Annotated in this window: 13 protein-coding genes; 11 read left to right on the top strand and 2 right to left on the bottom strand. The window is 54.6% G+C overall.

Annotated elements, in window-relative coordinates; all coding sequences use genetic code 11:
* The first annotated feature begins 273 nt into the window (after positions 1 to 273).
* From GGR27_RS12405 to GGR27_RS12390, 4 genes are all read left to right on the top strand, one after another.
* On the top strand, positions 274 to 1,302 hold the full coding sequence (locus GGR27_RS12405) for a helix-turn-helix transcriptional regulator (RefSeq protein WP_168037785.1): 1,029 nt from the start codon (positions 274 to 276) through the stop codon (positions 1,300 to 1,302).
* A 38-nt stretch (positions 1,303 to 1,340) separates the two neighbouring features.
* A complete protein-coding gene (locus tag GGR27_RS12400; RefSeq protein WP_168037784.1) occupies positions 1,341 to 2,498 on the top strand; it encodes a PDDEXK family nuclease in 1,158 nt (385 codons plus the stop codon).
* A 67-nt stretch (positions 2,499 to 2,565) separates the two neighbouring features.
* Positions 2,566 to 3,444 (top strand): DUF922 domain-containing protein, encoded by an 879-nt coding sequence (locus GGR27_RS12395; protein ID WP_168037783.1) that lies wholly within the window; start codon positions 2,566 to 2,568, stop codon positions 3,442 to 3,444.
* A gap of 344 nt (positions 3,445 to 3,788) precedes the next feature.
* Positions 3,789 to 4,520, top strand: coding sequence for a hypothetical protein (locus GGR27_RS12390; RefSeq protein ID WP_168037782.1), 732 nt, complete (start codon positions 3,789 to 3,791; stop codon positions 4,518 to 4,520).
* 66 nt (positions 4,521 to 4,586) lie between these two features.
* On the opposite strand, the gene GGR27_RS12385 is transcribed toward GGR27_RS12390, so the two are convergent.
* Positions 4,587 to 5,582: a hypothetical protein gene (locus GGR27_RS12385; protein ID WP_168037781.1), complete on the bottom strand. Its 996-nt coding sequence runs from the start codon at positions 5,580 to 5,582 to the stop codon at positions 4,587 to 4,589.
* 546 nt (positions 5,583 to 6,128) lie between these two features.
* Here GGR27_RS12385 and GGR27_RS12380 point away from each other — a divergent pair.
* The 7 genes from GGR27_RS12380 (at position 6,129) to GGR27_RS12350 (ending at position 14,596) form a co-directional block, all read left to right on the top strand.
* Positions 6,129 to 6,527 (top strand): hypothetical protein, encoded by a 399-nt coding sequence (locus GGR27_RS12380; RefSeq protein WP_168037780.1) that lies wholly within the window; start codon positions 6,129 to 6,131, stop codon positions 6,525 to 6,527.
* A gap of 7 nt (positions 6,528 to 6,534) precedes the next feature.
* A complete protein-coding gene (locus GGR27_RS12375; RefSeq protein WP_168037779.1) occupies positions 6,535 to 7,083 on the top strand; it encodes a helix-turn-helix domain-containing protein in 549 nt (182 codons plus the stop codon).
* Positions 7,084 to 7,093: 10 nt separating this feature from the next.
* Positions 7,094 to 7,531: a hypothetical protein gene (locus GGR27_RS12370; protein ID WP_168037778.1), complete on the top strand. Its 438-nt coding sequence runs from the start codon at positions 7,094 to 7,096 to the stop codon at positions 7,529 to 7,531.
* Positions 7,532 to 7,660: 129 nt separating this feature from the next.
* Positions 7,661 to 9,121 (top strand): DUF3375 domain-containing protein, encoded by a 1,461-nt coding sequence (locus GGR27_RS12365; RefSeq protein ID WP_168037777.1) that lies wholly within the window; start codon positions 7,661 to 7,663, stop codon positions 9,119 to 9,121.
* Complete coding sequence (locus GGR27_RS12360; protein ID WP_168037776.1) at positions 9,114 to 9,713, top strand: DUF4194 domain-containing protein; 600 nt, start codon at positions 9,114 to 9,116, stop codon at positions 9,711 to 9,713. Before GGR27_RS12365 ends, GGR27_RS12360 begins: the two co-directional genes overlap by 8 nt.
* Before the next feature lie 145 nt (positions 9,714 to 9,858).
* A complete protein-coding gene (locus GGR27_RS12355) occupies positions 9,859 to 13,287 on the top strand; it encodes an ATP-binding protein (protein ID WP_168037775.1) in 3,429 nt (1,142 codons plus the stop codon).
* 115 nt (positions 13,288 to 13,402) lie between these two features.
* Positions 13,403 to 14,596 carry a Wadjet anti-phage system protein JetD domain-containing protein gene (locus tag GGR27_RS12350; protein ID WP_168037774.1) on the top strand — a complete coding sequence of 398 codons (1,194 nt, stop codon included), beginning with the start codon at positions 13,403 to 13,405 and terminating at the stop codon, positions 14,594 to 14,596.
* A gap of 330 nt (positions 14,597 to 14,926) precedes the next feature.
* On the opposite strand, the gene GGR27_RS12345 is transcribed toward GGR27_RS12350, so the two are convergent.
* The gene (locus GGR27_RS12345; protein ID WP_168037773.1) at positions 14,927 to 17,593 is read right to left on the bottom strand and encodes a hypothetical protein; all 2,667 of its coding nucleotides are present in this window, start codon (positions 17,591 to 17,593) and stop codon (positions 14,927 to 14,929) included.
* Between the last annotated feature and the right edge of the window lie 309 nt (positions 17,594 to 17,902).

Below are 17,902 nucleotides of genomic sequence, written 5' to 3'. Positions count from 1 at the left end.
CTTGAGGCTTAATGAGTTGACCAAACGGTCAAATCACGTTGCCCGTGGACGGGTATTTCAAAGAACTGACGCAAATGTAAAGTGGTGGGGTGCACTGTATTTGCACAGCAAATGTAGTCAACTAAAATCCTTTCCCTGAATCAATTCTACCGGAGCTAATCTTCTTTCAATACCCGCTTATATTTGCGGTACTACCTGTAACAATCTAGCCCGCTTCTCCCCAAGTCACTGCACCCGCGGCCGCGCAAAACACCCAGCAACAAACACATACCCATGGCCGTCAACAAAAACGCCCTCCTCCGCTACAAAACGCTAGATCGCTGCTTCCGCAACACCGGAAGGCAGTACTTCATACAGGACTTACTTGATGAATGCAACGCTGCGATCCTCGATGAGAACCCAGATAGTAACGGCATCCAAGTACGGCAACTCTACGCGGACATAAAATTTTTGGAAACTGAAGCTGGCGGGGGAATCGAACTCAGAAAGGATAAGATCGGGAAGAAGCCTTACTACCGCTATCGAGACCCCACGTTTACACTCTACGGGCAGGAATTGAATGAATCCGAAGCTACGCAGATGCGTGCCGCGCTTGAAATTCTCACCCGCTTTTCCGGCTCACCACAGTTCGGCTGGGTTAACGAAATGATCCCTATGCTGGAATCCCGGTTCGGGTTGGTGGAGCGCAAGGGCGAGATCATTAGCTTTGAGAGTAACGTCGATCTTAAGGGAATAGACTTCCTGACGCCGCTCTTCAACGCCATCGTTAACGAACGCGTCCTCACCGTCGAGTATCAAGATTTTCAAAGTCCGGAACCTTACGAGGTAACTTTTCACCCTTACTACCTTAAGCAGTACAATAGTCGATGGTTTGTCTTTGGTTATAACCCGGAAGCGGACGTACCTAACTGGAACCTCGCCCTCGACAGAATTGCTTCCGTTACCGAAACGTCACTAAACTATAAGCAAACGGTTATCGACTGGGAAGACTACTTCTACGACATCGTCGGGGTGACCCGTCAGGTAGAAGGGAAAATTCAGGAAATTATGCTCCATTTTACGGCAGACGTCGCTCCCTACGTACTCACCAAGCCGCTTCATCCATCGCAAAAATCAAGAATGCGGGTGTCAGGGTTGAAAGTAGTCATTAAGGTCATTCCCAACTTTGAATTGGTGAAACTTATCCTGTCTTTTGGGGAGCAAGTTGCGGTAGTTTCACCGGTTGAATTTCAAAAAGTCGTTGCTAAGCGCATCGGTGAAGCAAACGCTCATTACGGCAAGCGTACGATACTGGCCAATTGAACGATAATTTGCAGTACTGCACAACTCATTTCCTTACCATGCCAGACTCCATCTTCCTACTAAACCCAGCCGGCCAACTCCAGGAACTAACCGAAGCCCCCTACCTCACCGAAGCAAAGCTCCAGGAACTCCTGGCCGCCCACCCCGACCTCCTCGCCGGCAAACAGCTCGACGAGGAGTCGCCTCGCCGCTGGCTCTTCATCGACCGGGAAATGGGGGTGCCCGACCGGGCGGACGCGGGTAGCCGCTGGTCGCTCGATCATTTATTCATCGATCAGGACGGTATCCCCACGCTGGTCGAAGTGAAACGGGCGACGGATACGCGCATTCGTAGGGAGGTCGTGGGGCAGGTGCTCGACTACGCCGCTAACGCCGCGGCTTACTGGACCGTCGAGGGCATCATCGCGAGTTTTGAGAAGGCTTGTGCCGATCGTGGGGAGGAGAGTGATACAGTGCTCAATAAGTTTTTGGGCGCGGACGCGGGTGCCGGGGAAGAAGTACAGAGTGCCAGGTTTTGGGAATCTGTCAATACCAACCTCCGGGCCGGAAAGATTCGAATGCTCATCGTGGCGGACTACATTCCTTCGGAACTACAACGAATCATCGAATTCCTCAACGAGCAGATGAGTCCGGCGGATATTTTGGGGGTGGCCATCAAGCAGTTTCGCTCGGGGGAAACGAGGACGTTGGTCCCCCGGGTCGTTGGCCTGACTAGTGTGGGTGCCAGCAAAAAAGTGCGTCGCAGTGGCGGGGCAACCACCCGTCCTCGCTGGACGCTACAAGAGTTTTACTCGGAACTAGATAAAACCAGTATTCCTGCGGGTCAAGTCGCAAGAAGGATTGTAGCGTATTTTGAATCCAGGGGTTTTGTCATGGTTGGGGGTAAAGGCAAAACTCCATCAATCATTCCTGAAATTCACGATCCGCTAACGGTCTACCCTTTCGCTATGGCATCCCGAAACTGGCTGGAAATGTACTTTCAATACTACGTAACTAAGCCACCATTTGACCAACTGGTGAAAAGACAAGAATTGATGGATCGACTAAACACCATCCCCGGAGTCGAGCTGCCAGCGGATAAAATCGATAAGCGACCCAGTTTCTCTCTCGATCTACTGGCACCCGAAGAAAGCATGCGCACTTTCCTGGCCACCTTCGATTGGTTCTTAAAAGAAATCCAGTCGGTCACCAATTAACGTTCTTTACGTCTTCCAATAAACCCTGCCCCCGTCCCGATAGCAATCGGGACGCAAATAAAAAATAATGCCCTTCCGCCACCCACTAACAATCCTAACCTACCTACTACTAACCACCCTAACCCAAACCTGCCAGTCCCCCGCCCCCACCCTAAGCCTTCAAAACCAACGCCCCGCCCAGCCCCCAACCGCCCCCTTCGGCCTCATCGACCAAACCGAGCGCCCGGCGGCACTGCCCGCCGACGCCCTATTAATCGGTGAAATAGAAATAAAGGAGAAGGGCTTTACCATTAATTGTGATTACGCATCCGTCCGGAAAGCAGCGGAGACGGAGGCGCGTAGGGCCGGGGCGAATTTGCTGGAGATCACGGAACACCGGTTGCCAGACTACGCCAGCACGTGCCACCGCATCAGGGGGCGGCTTTACCTGGTGGCGGAGCCGGAGGCGTACGAAGACCGGGTGTACTGGTCCGCCGAGCGCCGGCTGGGGTACCGGAACTTTCGGGGAGATACGCTGGAACGGCCGTTTCAGGCCGCGACGTCCACTAATATTACGTACGCCCTGAGTGCGGTCACGCGCTTCGGTAAGTACCGGCTGCGGGTGCAAAGTTATTTTGATCCCCGGCTCTCTTATTTTAAACACGGACGGCAGGACAGCACCGTACTTGTCCACGAACAAGTGCATTTCGACATCACGGAACTGTACGCGCGCAAATTCCGCCGCTACGCCAGCGAGACGACCTTTAATCGCCCTACCGTGCAGGCCGAACTGGAGCGTCATTTTGCTTCCCTCATACCCGATTGGCAACGGGAGCAGGACCGCTACGATTCCCAGGTGTACGCGAATCGCAGTTTACAGCCCGGCTGGACGATAGGTATCGCGGCACAACTGGACTCACTAGTCGATTACGCGGAGCCAGAAGTGATTTTGCGGATTAACAAGTAAATAAGTTGAATTATTATTGGTATCAAGTCCAAAGTTTGCGGATGAATTAAATTCATTAATCTCAATCGAGCGAATCGGTAAAAAACATCATTCCGTAGCATTCGAAACCGACGCACCTTAGCTACCGCGGTTACGTTTTGCGGGGCGCGGCCGCAGGTGCAAAGTTAGTGTGCGAGAGGGCACAAACAATTTGGCCATATCCCCAAAAGGACCGAAATTTACTTTTACGGACGGGGTTATCTACCCCGCTCCCGAACGGGAAACCGTACCTAACCCTGCATCTACGTCCGCGCCCAACTTTTTTGAAACAAAGTGAAGCGTCGTCACCCCCTAATTACGACACCATGCAATTGACCCCTGGCACTTTTTGGAACGTATTCCCCCCGTTCAAACGGGTGCTTCCCTTGTTATTCCTACTCCCACTATCCGTCGTAGCGTACGGCCAGACGAGTACGGTAGCCACTGCGACACACATTTTCTGGAGCCCCGACCACCCCTTGCGGCAAAGTGATTACAGCACCACCGTGACCAAACCCGACCCAGTGAAGCACTGCCAGGAGATCGGTCTTTGCTGGGGTGCTTCCGTCGTCCTCTTCTCCGTGCTCGACGAGCCGAAACGAAAACGCGACCAGGGCAAAATGCTGGAGAAGGTTTACTTCGCACCCGCCTTTTGCAAAGACTGCTCCTACGCCCTCAACGACAATACACTCGATTTCCTGACGCAACAAATCGTCTTCGACCTGTACGAACTCAACGCGCGGAAGAACCGGCGGGACCTCGCCGCTATCTACGACCAATCGCCGAGCTACGGCATCGCCACCGTCATGTTCAAAACCGTGGAGCGGGACAATGAATTGGTCCGCAAAAAGATAATTGCGGAACTCACGCAGGAGGTGTACGTAAAGGATGTTCCCGGAGCTTACGAGAAATGGCGGATAATTGTCGATGATCTACTTCTGGAAATGACGGCATTCGCGACTACGGAAGCGGACCGGATGCGGTTCATTACGGATGAGCCTTTGTCCGGGGATTACCGGAAGGCGGAAACCGTTATCGGAACGATGAAGGTGCAATAGTTTCTACGGATAATTTAGTTTTCACTCCGGCCGGTACCTACCTGAATGCGGTAGCCTAATCCGCTTTTATTCAGTAACCCCGTAGGCATCCCCAAAAAATCCGTCCCAGAGCAACAGCGCACTCCCCAAATCCCGCCCCACCCCGAGCTCCCCGGCCTTGAACCGGACCGTCGTCCCCCGAAAAGTGAAGGCGTAATAATATTGCCGGACGGGCACCATCGCGCCCGGGCTCAACCGCCCGCCCGTGGCCGCCCAGCGGTAATAGTCAACGATCGAATCCAGCTTGGTGAGCTGATAATCGACGGTGACGGGGGGTGGCGCGCAGTCGCGCAACACCAGGCGCCCGGGGCAGCGGGGGAAGGCGTGGTCCGTTCCGAAGACGCCAATTTCGCTCGGTCCGTCGCCGGAAAACAGCACGTTGCGGAACCACTCGGCGTGGGCGTCGTAGAAGAGTTTAATGGTGCCGTCCCGAAAGTGAAACAAGTAGTAAGGTTCCGACAGGGGCAACGCCTCGATGCAGTCAACCTTGCCGGCGAAGCGAGTGGCCACGACGGCGTTGCGCTGCGCGGTGATCCGGGCCGCCGCCGCGCGCTCCTCACCGGACAGCGGGTTGTCTGCATTGCGGATAAACAGGGAGGCTACGTCACCGGCCCCGCCCGGAGCAACCGGGAGCAGCAGGGTATCGAAGGGAATTTTCCGCGTGAAGGGTGGTAGGAGGAGACCGCCGCTGGCGGTACGGCTGGAATGATTGTCGTCGGCATAGAAAATACTACCGTCGTTCAATTGCCCGACTTCACTGACCGGGTGGACTCTCCCAACGGGTACGTAGTCCGCGCCGTTGCGTTCGTAAACGATCAGGGTATCGCGGCTGAGCAGGCTGAGGTAGCGGTCGTCGTGGCAGGTTTGGGTGCGGCGGCACGTCGTGCGGACGAAGTCCGGATGGGCCGCCATGGCCACGTCGAATTCGGGGATTTCGGGGTATTTGTCGGTCTCGCCGGGCCAGCAACCAGTGGTGGCGACGAAGCAGGTCAACAAAATGGATATGGCGAGTAGTTTGGGCATGGGTGGGCGTCACGGGCGGCTATTGGCGGTGCCGGCCGCGTAAGGTAGATAACGGTTCGTTCTTTTAATTTGGGCGCCCCGACAAAGTACGGGACTAGCTTACGCGTCGCGGACGTCCCGACTAAGTGCGGGACTCGCTTTGGCTTCGCGGGTGCCGGGTTTGGGGGAGAGGAGCGAAAGTAGTTGGGTAATATCCGTTACTACGATCAAATTTCGTGGTCCCTAAACCGGGTACCCCCATCACTTCACTCAAGGCACTTGCTGCCCCGATCCCCCAAGTAAATGTGTCAATCTTTTCTAAGTAAGCACAAAAAATGGTATTTTCACCGATCCCGGCAAAACTTAACCTAAAAGTTTAGAAGTGTTCAACATAACGCGTACATTCGAGGTTCCGGAGCAGGCAAACGTGTGTACAGTGTCCGATTCGCGGAGGAAACTTATGACGATGAAGACGAGCACGAGTTAAATAAGGCGTATCGACTATGGCAAAGCGATGAATGGTTATTTGACTTCTTCAGGAATAACCGAGCGGCACTATCGTTTTTCATGGATAAACCCGATGTGATAGAAGCCATTAACCGCACGAAAGACGACAGCAAGGATCTTTTCACCCGCCTGATCCAAGCGATGGCTAAGACTGACGGGGGTGATGCCACCGACTTGGATACATTATTCACAACCGTTCACGAAACGCCCCGCTCAGTTGACTTTGTTGAAACGAAAATTAAGGGTAGCCGCTTTAAGAGCTGGCTGCGACTCTTCGCCGTCCGTTCTTCTTCCGGGGTGTATTTTATAACCGGCGGGGCGATCAAGCTCGAACGAACCCTCCAGGATCATCCGGCTACTCAGCGGGAACTAGACAAAGTCCGGGCCGCCGCTCGCCACTTCCGTAAGGAGGACCCTGACAAGTTTTTTGAACTTTACGAATTCCATTTACACCCGTAACATCAATATGGCAAAGGATAAACTCAGACAATATCTCAACAAACACGCTAAACCTGCCGTAGGGTGGCAGGATTTAGTCGACGACGTACTGAATGACGATCGCGATGAGCGACGCTTTAAAACCAGCGTCAATTACCGCGTATTAGAATACTTGGACCGAACGGGTATGAAGCGGCAAGATTTTGCGGAGAAAGCCGGTATGTTGCCACAGGCACTAAGCCGTATCCTGAAAGGGAAGCAGGATTTACGGGTTAGTACCCTGCTGAAGTTAGAGAAAGCATTAGGAGAACCACTAATCAAAGTTCTTCGGGAACCGAACCGGGAGGAGAACCCCATTATCAGACAACCTAGCGTGGTGATGATCGTACAGGCCGAACAAGATTCTTTTACGCAAGTCACCGGGCTTGACGGTCTCGAAAACCTTCCGACCAGCAATTACCCCATCTCACGCGTAGATCAGCTTCTCTACGGTGGCGACCCACGTGAGGTTTCCGTCGTGGATGGTTTGCGTACCGACCTGGTCGGGGCGATGAATTTGGTAATACACAACGCTTAACTTTAGCCTCATGACCGTTCAGGAGCAGATTGGATTCACGTTAACTAAGATTAGCCAGCGCTCGATCACCATTAGATGCGGGGTAACCATCACTACCGCCCAGCCGCCCATCGACGGCAACATTGGCTTTGGTGCGGTAGTAGCTACGCGCAGCATTGTCGTAATCCCCACTATCTCCTTTTTACAGGATGACGAGGCTTTTATTTCACTCAGTATCGAAGTCGTTTTTGCTTTACGACAAACCGCCTGGGAGGCGCTCGTTACGCAGGATGGCCATCTTTTGATTCCGGCCGGTTTTGCTCAACACCTCGGGGTTATTGCTATTGGTTCCTGTCGCGGGTATCTAAGTGCCAAGTTGGAGGCTGATGCGGCTTATCGGGATATCATTTTGCCTACTATTGACCTTACCAAGATGTTGGTGGAGGATGTTCTGGTGGAGTTAGCGTGATTGACCTCGTGCAATGCTATGTTGCCACAATTTACAAAGCACTGCAAAGCAAATAGCGTGCGGAGCGTATTACACTCCCCTACCCCTCCCGACTTAGCTGGGTCTCAATTTTTCCCTACCTTCCGCTAAGTGTCCCAAACCCACGATTCCACCGCCCATTTACTACGCGAACACCCCGCCGTCCGCTTGCTCCGTAAGGATTCCGCGCCCCTAATTATCACTTTTTTTAAAAACACTTTTCACGAAGCCCGCAAAGCGCAATTCGGCAGTCGCGAACTAACCACCAGGCTCACCGACCTTCTCTTCGTCATCAACGATAGTGGCCAAGGCGCCGACAACGACACCCGTTACCCCCGGCCCGCCCGCGAGTACCTCGAAACCTGGACGGACGAAAACTTCCTCCGCCAATTCTACGAGCGGGACGCCGACGAGGCCACCTTCGAACTCACCGCCGCCGGCGAACAAGCCCTGCAGTGGTTCGCCGAGCTGGGTAAATCGGAATTCGTCGGGGCCGAATCCCGCCTCCGCCAGGTCTTCGAGCAGATCCGCCAACTGGCCGAAAATACGACCGAGGATGTAGACGCCCGCCGCCAACAACTGCTGGAACGCCGCGCGGCCATCGATACACAACTCGCGGCCCTCGACCGCGGTGAACTCGCTACCCTCGGAGAAACGGGCATCCGCGAACGACTCCAAGACATCGAGGAGACTTCCCGGCGGCTACTCTATGATTTTCGGACGATCGAAGACAATTTTCGCCGCCTCAACGCCCGCGCCCGTCAGGAACTAATGGCCCACCACGCCAGCCGGGGAGATGCCCTGACCACCATCTTCGACGGCCGCGCCGAGATCCTAGACTCCGACCAGGGCCGTACCTTCCGGGGTTTCTGGGAATTCCTGATGGACGAGCGCCGCCGCGACGAACAGGAAGCCTACCTCCAACAAATCTTCGACCTCCCGGGGCTGGCCGAGCGCCGCGCCACTTCCTTCCTGCCCCGTATGGAATCAGCCCTCGTCGACGCCGGCAACCGCGTTAACCGCACTACCGACCGCCTCGTGGAGCAACTCCGGCGCTTCGTCCAGACCCGCGCCTACGCCGATAACCAGCGCATCACCTCGCTAATCTCCGATATTGAAAAACTGGCCGGTGAAGTCAAGACCGACCCGCCGAAACAACACCGTTTCACTACGATTGCCGGGCTCGCCAACATCAACCTCCCCATGGACCGGAGCCTCTACGAGCCGCCCGCCCGGCTCGACCTTACCGGAAACCGCCCGGTGGCCGGTGACGCCGACGCCGTCGTAACCGATGCGTTGTTCGAGCAGGAGTACGTCGACGTTCGCGAACTCAAAGACCGTATCAAAAAGTTACTCCGCAACCGCCGCCAGATTAGTCTCGGGGAGATTGCCGAAGCCATCCCACCCCGCCGTGGACTTACCGAGCTAATCGCTTATTTCGGCATCGCTACTCAATACGAAACCAAGAACCGCGCCGTGATCAGCGCCGGGCGAGAAGAGACGATCGCCTACGCCACGCCCCACGGGGAACGAGTGGCGACCTTCCCCGAAACCCTTTTCCTCAATGAGTGAATTACAACAACTACGGGACCAGTTCGGGGCCGCCGCCGTTCGCCTCTTAAAGGGTATTCTGTACCGCGACCGCTCCGTCGAATGGGAGCAATTACTCCAACATCGCGGCGGCCTGGAAGACTACTTCGCGACCCTCAACCTGCAACTCCTCGTTGATGAGCCGGAAGGTTATGCCTATCTCCGTCAACGGGAACACGACCAAGAGGCAGCCGACTTCCCCAACCTCATGAGCCGTCGCCGGCTGAGCTACCCCCAGACCATCCTTCTGGTCCTCCTCCGCAAGCGCCTCGCCGGCTTCGAAGCCGCCGGCGACGAAGTCCGGCTGGTCCTGTCCGGCGAGGATATGGTCGACATGATGCGCGCCTACTGGGACGAACTGGACACCAACGAAAGAAAACGCGAAGAAGGCGTCGAACGCGCTATCAAAAAGTTGGTCGACTTCAACTTCCTCCGCCCCATCAAAGGCGAACGCGACCGCTATGAAGTCCGCCGCATCCTCAAAGCTTACTTGCCCATTGAAGAAATTCAGGCCATTTACGTCACCTTAAAAACCTACCACCGCCAACGCTTCGGCTCCCCCGAAGAAGAGTAACCTGAAGGGGATATGCGATATGAGATTTAGCTGCCGCACTCCCGTTCGTCGCTTCGCTCCTCAAAAGGTGCCACAAGTAACAACGGCAGCGAGAGCAACAGCGGTAGCAAATCAAGAATCGTATATCGCATATCAGAAAAACCGCATGACCCTAGACCTAAACACCAACATCGACAACGCCCAGGCCGGCTTCCGCCTGACCACCCTAGAAGTCCTTAACTGGGGCACTTTTCACGATAAAATCTGGACCATCACGCCCGGTGGCCAAAATGCTCTCCTGACCGGAAATATCGGCTCGGGAAAATCGACTTTGGTGGATGCGATCACGACCTTGTTGGTGCCTAACCGCCAAATCGTTTACAATAAGGCAGCCGGCGCGGAGACGCGGGAACGCAGCCTGATTACTTACGTGCAGGGTGCGTACAAAAACGAGAAAGTCGGCGATTCAGCGCGGGCGCGTGACGTGTTTTTGCGCGAAGCCGGTAGATCGTATTCCGTGCTTATCGCCAATTTCACCAATGAGGGTACGGGGGAAAAGGTGGCGCTGACGCAGGTGCTGTGGACGGTAAAGGGGAGTAAAGTAGAGCGGCTCTATTTGGTGGGAACAAAGTACCTGTCCGTATCGGCGGATTTTAGTGATTTTAATCACGATATCAATACGTTACGCCGCCGCTTAAAGGGACGGAATGACGTAGAGGTGCACACGAGTTTCACCCGCTATTTCAATGAGTTCCGCAGGCGCTTCGGCATCAAGCAACCCGAGGCACTAGACCTCTTCTACCAAACGGTGAGCATGAAGCAGGTAGGTAATCTGACCGAGTTCGTCCGGGAACGGATGCTTGGCCGCACGGAAATCATGGAGGAGATCGATAGTCTCGTAAAGAGCTACGCCGAGGCGGATACGGCGCACCAGGCCGTCCAGTCGGCGCGCAAGCAGCTAGAGACTCTCGAACCCCTCATGAATGCGGACGGGAAGCGGAAAAAGACCCAGGCGAGCATCCGGGAACTCAACGCTGTCCGAAACGAGATTCCCCGCTATTTCGCTTACCGGAAATTACTCGACCTGAAAAGGGCGCTGTCGCGGGTGCAAAGTGAATGGGAAAGTAACCGCGATGAACGGGCCACCCAGCAGCGCCACGTGACCGACATAGAGAAAAAACTAACCCGCTTGAACGTGTTGTTGAGTAGAAACGACCTGTACCAACAACTTGAGTCCGTAAAGCACGACATCGACAACGCCACTCAGGAACTCGACCGCCGCCGCACCCTGGCCGATGGCTATGCCGCCGACCTCGAACGACTATGCACTTCGCTGGAAAATACCTCCGCCTACCTTCCTGCTACCAACCCCCAAACCTTTGCCGATCAGCGAAGGAAATTTACCGAACGCCTTCAACAAACCGAGACTGACCTAGTCGAGACGGAGGAGGAACGGAGCCGGTTATACGTAGATCAGAAGAATGCCCAAACCGAACTTCGAGAAGTAGAAGACGAGCTAAAATCCCTCCGCGAACGCCCGACCCTCATCCCCAGCAGAAACCTCAACATACGGGCTAAATTATTAGCCGAACTCCAACTGGAAGAAGAGGAGTTACCCTTTGCCGGGGAACTCCTGCGGGTAAAGGAATCCGCGCGGGATTGGGAAGGAGCCATCGAGCGGGTTCTGCACGGTTTGGGGCTAAGCATCCTGGTGGCCGACCGGCATTACGAACGGGTCAGCGAGGCCGTCAACCGACTCAATCTGGGTGGCCGAGTGGTTTATCTGCGCACACTCACCCACCGGGGCAAAAACGCTAGCCAAGTCGGCAGCCGGAACTTACCCACGAAGGTCGAGATCAAAGGCAACACCGAACACTACGACTGGTTGGAACAGGAGCTGACCGTCCGGTACAACTACGAATGCTGCGAAAACCTGGAAGACTTCCGCCGCGCCGCCCGGGGCCTCACCCGCAACGGGCAGGTCAAAGCCAACCGGATGCGCCACGATAAGGACGACCGGTTCCGCATCGACGATCGCAAGCAATACATTCTGGGCTGGACGAACCTCGAAAAGATCGCCGCACTCGAAACGGAACGGGAACGGTTGGCGGCGGAGGTAGCCCGTTTCACTACTCTTCTGTACGACCTTCGCACCCGCGGCCGCGCCCTGAATGAACGACGGGACGTGCTGCGCGACCTCGTGAGCAGATACCCGGAATTTCGCCCGCTCGACTTTGCCGAAAGCAGCCTACGCCTCCAGGATTTGCACCGCCAGCGCGAGAACATGAAAGCTAAGAGCGGTGAGCTCGATACGCTGGAAACCCAGATCCAGGCCACTACGAGCGAGTTGAAGGACGTACGAGCACGGGTGACCGATCTGATCAAAAAAACCGGTGGGCTCGAAAATCAGACCCTGCAAACGGCCGACGAAATGTACCGCCTGCTGGAAGAAATCGACGTGCCCAGACCGGATGTTGCCCTGGACCCCGCCAATCCCGACGTTCCGGCGATAATAAATGCTTACCGGACCGTAGAAACAAGCGCACGAACCGCCCCGGCCGGCCTCGAAAAACTACTCGCGGGGCACCCCACGTCCGACCCCACCGAACGCCAACTCCTCACCCGCCTCGACGGTGAAGACGGGCTAATTACCAAGCAAAACAAAAAGCTGCGGACCAGTGAAATTCGTATCACCCGACAAATGTCGGACTACCGCACCGCTTTTCCGAACGACTCCCGGGATTTCGACGATAGCCTCGCCTCCCTGCCCGATTACCACCGCCGCTACGAAACCCTGAAGCGCGATAAACTCCCTCAATTCGAAGATCAATTCCGTCGCCTGTTGCGGGAGGGGACCATCCAAAAAATGGTCATGTTCCGCAACCGCCTCGACCGCTACACCCGCGAGATAGATACCAAGATCAGCAGCATCAACGAGCACCTACGAGACATCGATTACGACGCCGATCTGGGTACTTATGTAGCCATCACGAGCGAGCGCGTTAACAGTAGCGACATAACCAGTTTTAAGCAAGATTTGAAGGCTTGCATAGCGAATACAATAAGCGACGGAAAGGATGTTTACAACGAACAAAAATTCCAGCGGGTGAAGCAACTTCTCGACCGCTTTCGGGGCACCACCGAAACCGACCGCCGCTGGACGGCCCGGGTCACGGACGTCCGCCAGTGGTATGAGTTCGGCGCGGACGAGCGCTACCGGGAAGATGATAAGAGCAAGGAATTTTATACCGACAGCAGCGGCAAATCCGGTGGACAGAAAGAGAAACTCGCCTATACCATCCTGGCCAGCGCAATTGCCTTCCAGTTCGGATTGCAGGTAGGCAAAAGTACCGACCGCAGCTTCCGCTTCGTGGTGATCGACGAAGCCTTCGGCCGGGGGTCGGACGATTCGACGCGCTACGGCCTGGAATTATTTAAACGCCTTAATTTGCAGTTGCTGATCGTTACGCCGTTGCAGAAGATAAACGTAATCGAGGATTACGTAGCGCACGTTCATTTTGTGGATAACCCCGGGGGGATGAACTCGCGGGTGCGGAATATCAGTATTGCGGAGTATCGGACGGGGAAGAAGTGACGAACGTGCGCGGTACGTATTATGATACTTTTTTCGACCACACAAACACGGAAAGCTCGTACGCAGCAAGTTTATTCTACGAAACACGCTTACGTAGTGATATAGATATTTAACCATGATTTCACCGACTGAAATAAAGACCAAAGCTGAAAAATGGTGGCCGGACGTTTTGCGGGCGTACCTGTCCGGAGATACTTATTTTCCGCAGTCCATTCCACGGATCGGCAAGGCCAAGACGCCGAAGACTTGGGAGGAGTTCGCGCGCGTCAGGTCCGAGCAAGCTGCTCTGTCGCCCGGTGACGGAACTCGGTACGACCTTGCGTGGCGGGAGGTGGAGGCCCGTAGTTTGGGCCGGCAACGGTTTATTGACGGGATTACCATCAGTAGTTTGCGTCAATACTTGACGTTGATGGGAAAAAATCAGGATTACGAGCGATTTGTTACGGCGGCCGGGCTTCTTCGAGCGGAGCTACCGGAGTTAGCAGCATGGTTATCGGAACGGGTGCTAGACGTGCTGACGTACGGTGACGTTTGGCCGGAATTAATTAGAGTGATTAAATATTTCCAGAACGACCATTTGCCCGCAACCTACTACATTCGGGAGCTACCCGTACGGGTGCCGACTAAATTTATCGAGACCCATAAAGCGGTGATCTCTTCGTTACTGGAAGCTACGGTCATGTTGGACAAACCGGCTTTCGTGGGTAAGGGTAGCTTGGTAAATAACTTCGAAAAGCGCTATGGTTTAAAATATGCTCAGCCACTGGTCCGCTTACGTTTGTTGGATCAGTCGTTGGCTGACGAACACTTGAGCGGCGTCAATGACCTGAGTCTTCCCCTGAATCAATTTAATCAATTGAAATTACCCCTGCGCCGCGTCATCATTATGGAGAATAAGACTAGCTACCTGATGAGTTTCCTGACTTTGCCGGGACTAGCTGGCACGGCCGCTATTTTCGGCGGTGGTTTTAAGTCAGGCATACTAGCGGGTGCCGCCTGGTTACACAAGGTCGAACTGCTTTACTGGGGGGACCTGGACGCCCACGGCCTCCAAATCGTGAATCGGTTACGCGGCCACCTCCCGTCGCTACGTACCTTTTTGATGGACCGCGCTACGCTGGACACTTTTGCGGAATACCAGGTGGACGCTACGCCGAGCAAAGTAGTTGAACTTCCAAACCTGACGGCCGACGAACTCGATTTGTACGATTACCTGAACGACGACCAAATTCGGTTGGAGCAAGAACGGATACCGGTTTCGGCGGTACGGGCGGTTCTGGCGGAGCTGGTAGCAATCGGAGGTGGATAGGTGACGCTTACATCGGTATAAGTTTCAACATAGGCCCCGTGTTTCTTTACTCCGGCAGGTCGCCCGGAGTATCGACAATAAAAGGCTACTGCTGAGTGCATGCAAATGGTCCGATTTAAAACAAAGCGAAACGCTGCACGAACGGCTTTGGGACCTGGCTCCTACCTTTCCTTTCTACCAAAAAAAAGAAGTGAAGACGGTCGTAGTCGCCCGTTCCGGCGGAAATTTTGGGCCACTGGAGGTATTGAAGGCTTTACGGTAAGCACTTCGGTCCACTCCCACTCATAAGAAATAAATTGCCCCCCCGATAGCTATCGGGTCCGCGCAATACTATTCCCAAACCAACTCCGCCCCCGGGTGTAAATCATAGCACCCGCGACCGCGCCGCAACAAAAAGTGCTTATTGTACCGGTCATCCCGGTCCACCTCGTTCTTGCTCAGAATACTACTCACGTACTGCCGCTTGCGCCGGTATTCCGGTAATAAGGACTTAGGGGTATCCTGAATTAAATTCATAAAGTCAGTGATCATTAAACACTGCTTAGCGACGGGGTCTTCCGGGCCATAAACCTCGCGGCGCATGGCGGAAAGGAGGTTGGCGACGAAGAACTCCATACTCCGGGCGTTGAGGACGTACTGGCGACCGTCGTACCGGCAATACCCGACCTGCGGGGCCAGCTTCGGATACCAGACGTGCAGATCCGCCGCCTTCACCTTACGCCGGTCGAAACCGATCAGTAGATGTTGCAGCGCGGTGCGGCCAAAATGGTCCTGAAAACCCTTGCTTGCCCCCTTATCGAGAAAATAATACAGCATATCCTGCTGGCAATACTGGGCGGCGACCATGAAACCGGTCATGCCCTCTTCGTAGGTCGTCAGGTTGTGGCCGTACTTATTCATCAGGTGCTCGACCTTTTTCCGGTTGTTACTGCGTACGTAACTGAGCAGCACTTTCTGGGCCTTTTCGTACTCCCCAATGTAGAATTTGGCCGGGCCGTACCCCGTTTCATTCATCAGCCGACGAATGCCTACCGTTTGGTGGCGGGCGGCATAGAATTTTAATAGTCGTTCCAAGTCTTTTTTAGCCGCTTCTTGCGGGGCGGCGAAGATGCGTTCGGCCAGGGCTTCCGCTTCTTCGACGCCAATGAACTCTTCCCCCCGCAGACGGGCCCGGATGGCTTCGGCCTGCTCGGTCTTGCCCTGTTGCTCCAGGCGTTGCGCCTCATCGAGCCACTCGTCGTTGCTACTCTTCTGGACTTGAATGTCCACTTTTTCCTTGGTGTCGACCACGCCGAGTAGCCGCAACAAATCGTTTTTGGTCGCAGATTCCACGAGGTAGATGTTCTTTACCGCGCGGGTAAAGGCGACGTACAGGGAGTTGATGTAAAACTTGTAAGCTTCCTGTTCTTTGTTGCCCTTATCCTTGGCGCGGGAGTAACGAAGTTGGTCGTCCGCGAGGTCGGCGGAGGTAACGCCGGCGGCTATTTCGCGGAAGGTTTTGTCGTAATCGCTGACGAAATTCAGGAGGATGATGTTTTCGTATTCCAAGCCCTTGGCTTCCTGAATCGTGAAGATCAGCGGCGTTTTGAAGAACTTGCTAACGCGCGCTTTCTGGTCGCGGTCCATGACCAGGACGGCGAATTTAGCCGAGTCGGCCGTCCGCTTGTTCAGGTCGCGCAACACCCGCTCTCCGTACTTCAAAAAGTTGATCTCGCCTTCGCTTTCCGCAACCGTATTGATCAGGTAAGTACTTTCCTTATCGATGGAGCCGAAGCGGGCGTTCTTGATCTTCAGCAAGTCGTTGGACAGCTTCGTGATGCCCCGCGAATTGCGGTAGTTCGTTTTGAGGATGCGCAGGGCGCTGCCCCGTAGGTCCTGGTTAAAGAAAAGGGTTTTGATCTTCGACCAGGAGAAGAAGTTGGGGTGGACGATTTGGTTGGAGTCTCCGCTCAGGATGAAATTCCCGGGCGTCGTCAAAGCCTTCGTGAGAAGCAACAACTGGACGTTGGTAATGTCCTGCACCTCGTCTACCACCAAAAAATCGTAGCTGGGTTCGATCAGTTTCAGGTAGCCGTGAGCGAGGATGCTGGCGTCGTAATATTCTTCCCCGTTAACCAGTTCTAAGTACTTTTCAAAAAGGTCGTAAACGGCTTCCCGCTCGCCAGCCAGAAAGATGGATTGCTTGATGCCCAGCCCCAGGTAGTCGGTCCGGCCGAGGTAGGCGGTTTTGGTGACGGACCCGGTAATCACGCCCTTAAATTCCTCGAATACTTTGTAGGGGTCGTCGAATTTAAAACGCTGGTGGTGTTTGCGTTGGTACCAACGTTCGAACGTCCGGTAGTCCAGCTCCTTCCCGGCGGGGATGCGAATGCCCTTCAGGTATTCGTTAAAGGACAAAAAATCCACCTCCTGCTTATCATTTTCGTAGCCGTTGGCGTAATACAGTTCACGGCTGTTGCGCACCAGGTAATCGGACAGGCTCACGTAGGCGACGCTACCCCGGTAGGTCTTCATTTTCTCCAGCGTCAGCGCCGTTTTGCCGCTACCCGCCGAGCCGATGATGATGAGCGGCGCGGGAAGGTTGTAAATCTCCTGCTGGTCGCCGTCGAGGGAGATTACCTTATCGAGGAGGTGAAAACGACTGGCCTGCGGATTGATGTAGCGGAGCGTCGGGGCTTCGTCCTCGGTCAGGTTCTCCGGCTGAATTTGCTCCGTAAAATGATTATCTTTCACCTCCGCCCCGCGCAGGAATTTCGACTTTTCGTACGCGTGGTTCGGAATCACTTCCAGCAGCAGCGCGTAGGGCTCCGAATTGTACCGGGCGAGCTGAAATAGTAGTCGGTTGGTTTTATCGAGCTTCGCGCGGTAATAGCCGTTGTTCCGCATTTTCTTTACCTCGGCCGACTTAAAATCATCCGCCGCCAGTTGCTTTTCTACTTTGGCTACTTGCGCTTTCAGGTTGCCGTAGTCGAAGTCGTTGTAGTGGAGGATTTTCATTTGAGGGTCAGTTTTTGGGCGCGAACGCGGGTGCCGGGTAAGCCAAAGATAGTGCGAAGCTTTTCGCGGTTGTGTACGGCCCCGGCGGGACGGTCTAGGTCGAAAGTATCGATACACCAAGCCTTACTATCGCGGCGATGCTTTTTAAAAAAAAGATCCACTCTTAGCTATGCGGTAGATGGGTGAAGGGTCCCCCATATGCTCAGCCTGGTCGGCCTTTTTTATTCAAGCATCACTACGCTAACGGCGGCTTATGTAACGCAACTTCCAAAATAGACCACGAGGCAGTTCGGTACGCTCGTCAAAAGG

The organism is Neolewinella antarctica, from assembly GCF_011927835.1.
GTDB lineage: Bacteria > Bacteroidota > Bacteroidia > Chitinophagales > Saprospiraceae > Neolewinella > Neolewinella antarctica.
This window is presented reverse-complemented; position numbering and strand designations above follow the sequence as displayed.

What these genes read in the sequence shown, in the direction of transcription:
- GGR27_RS12345 (WP_168037773.1), bottom strand. Translation starts at nt 17,593, where the DNA reads ATGAAAATCCTCCACTACAACGACTTCGACTACGGCAACCTGAAAGCG.
- GGR27_RS12405 (WP_168037785.1), top strand. Translation starts at nt 274, where the DNA reads ATGGCCGTCAACAAAAACGCCCTCCTCCGCTACAAAACGCTAGATCGC.
- GGR27_RS12355 (WP_168037775.1), top strand. Translation starts at nt 9,859, where the DNA reads ATGACCCTAGACCTAAACACCAACATCGACAACGCCCAGGCCGGCTTC.
- GGR27_RS12390 (WP_168037782.1), top strand. Translation starts at nt 3,789, where the DNA reads ATGCAATTGACCCCTGGCACTTTTTGGAACGTATTCCCCCCGTTCAAA.
- GGR27_RS12395 (WP_168037783.1), top strand. Translation starts at nt 2,566, where the DNA reads ATGCCCTTCCGCCACCCACTAACAATCCTAACCTACCTACTACTAACC.
- GGR27_RS12380 (WP_168037780.1), top strand. Translation starts at nt 6,129, where the DNA reads ATGGATAAACCCGATGTGATAGAAGCCATTAACCGCACGAAAGACGAC.
- GGR27_RS12400 (WP_168037784.1), top strand. Translation starts at nt 1,341, where the DNA reads ATGCCAGACTCCATCTTCCTACTAAACCCAGCCGGCCAACTCCAGGAA.
- GGR27_RS12375 (WP_168037779.1), top strand. Translation starts at nt 6,535, where the DNA reads ATGGCAAAGGATAAACTCAGACAATATCTCAACAAACACGCTAAACCT.
- GGR27_RS12370 (WP_168037778.1), top strand. Translation starts at nt 7,094, where the DNA reads ATGACCGTTCAGGAGCAGATTGGATTCACGTTAACTAAGATTAGCCAG.
- GGR27_RS12385 (WP_168037781.1), bottom strand. Translation starts at nt 5,582, where the DNA reads ATGCCCAAACTACTCGCCATATCCATTTTGTTGACCTGCTTCGTCGCC.
- GGR27_RS12360 (WP_168037776.1), top strand. Translation starts at nt 9,114, where the DNA reads ATGAGTGAATTACAACAACTACGGGACCAGTTCGGGGCCGCCGCCGTT.
- GGR27_RS12350 (WP_168037774.1), top strand. Translation starts at nt 13,403, where the DNA reads ATGATTTCACCGACTGAAATAAAGACCAAAGCTGAAAAATGGTGGCCG.